Genomic DNA, 1083 nt, shown 5'->3' on the forward strand with positions numbered 1-1083 from the left:
GCGCGGGCCCAGCGAGGTTCGCGGGCAGTGTCGCGGCTGGGTGGCCGAGGCCGTGGCGGGGAGGCGTCTTCCAATCCCTGTACAGGACTCGGATGCCGGCAGCTGCTGCGACGACGATGAAGACAATCAGATAGGAAGCCGCTGCGGTGACGACAGCCGGCGACCATGAGCTGCGTGAGAAGAAAGATCCCAGGACAATATTGAGGGACAAGAAAGCGATCATGATTGCGCAGATAAGGAGCTTCTCGCGCGTGGTGGCTTTCTCCTTGGTCATGTGCCGCTCATTCCACTCGCGCGTCGACGACGATCCAGCTGTGGCAATAGACATCGACGGTCAGTGACGTTGCGCCGGAACGCGCCTTGCATGCCTCGTCGATGATTGTAGAGATACCACTGAACAAAGCCATCACGATAATGACAATTGGGTTCGCATGTCCTCACACGTCGGTCGGGGTTGCGCCCGTCCACTCGTACCATCCCTGATGCTGGACGATCCACGCCATGAGCGCGTATCCGGCCTGGCCGGGCAGGGTCTGGCCGTCTTTGCCGCGCGCCATGGAGGCGGCCATGTCCTCGAACCACTGGTCGTGGGCGACCAGGGGTGTGTAGCAGTCGACGAAGGGGATCCCTCGGCGCCCGCACACCTCGGAGCAGGAGGAGGCCAGCGCTTTGAGGGCGCCGGAGTCGACGCCGGCCAGGGGCGGGGGACCCACCACAAAGCTGGGGATGCCTAGAGAGGTCGCGCGGTCGGTGATATTGGCGAGGTTGAGGCGCGAACGGGCCGTGGAGATGCCGGCGGGAACGTCGCCGGGGCCGATCCCGATGACGAGGCCGTGGGGTTCTCCGTCGGCTAGGCGCGGCAGGACCTCGGCCTCCCAGCGGGCGGCCATCTGCTTGGTTGTCTCGGAGGGGACCGCCAGCGTCAAAAATGTGGCGGGCACGTCGAAGGTCGAGTGAGCGTTGACGCGGCCAACCCAGCCCAGGCCTCGGGGGTCTCCGACGCCCGCGACGAGCTCGTCGCCGATGAAGCAGATGCGCATGGTGGTCCTTTCCGGGTGTGCCTGCGCGCGCCCGGAATACCGG

At 65.5% G+C, this 1083-nt stretch carries 2 protein-coding genes and 1 pseudogene; all 3 read right to left on the bottom strand.

Features of this window, described 5'->3' with window-relative positions:
* A pseudogene (locus tag HMPREF1136_RS10125) lies at nucleotides 1–274 on the bottom strand (hypothetical protein); the annotation flags it as partial.
* A 7-nt stretch (nucleotides 275–281) separates the two neighbouring features.
* Nucleotides 282–410: a hypothetical protein gene (locus HMPREF1136_RS11415; protein WP_269528465.1), complete on the bottom strand. Its 129-nt coding sequence runs from the start codon at nucleotides 408–410 to the stop codon at nucleotides 282–284.
* A 27-nt stretch (nucleotides 411–437) separates the two neighbouring features.
* The gene (locus HMPREF1136_RS10130; RefSeq protein WP_009649251.1) at nucleotides 438–1040 is read right to left on the bottom strand and encodes a GDSL-type esterase/lipase family protein; all 603 of its coding nucleotides are present in this window, start codon (nucleotides 1038–1040) and stop codon (nucleotides 438–440) included.
* Between the last annotated feature and the right edge of the window lie 43 nt (nucleotides 1041–1083).

Origin of the sequence: Actinomyces sp. ICM47 (genome assembly GCF_000278725.1) — a bacterium.
In the GTDB taxonomy this organism is placed as follows: Bacteria; Actinomycetota; Actinomycetes; order Actinomycetales; family Actinomycetaceae; genus Pauljensenia.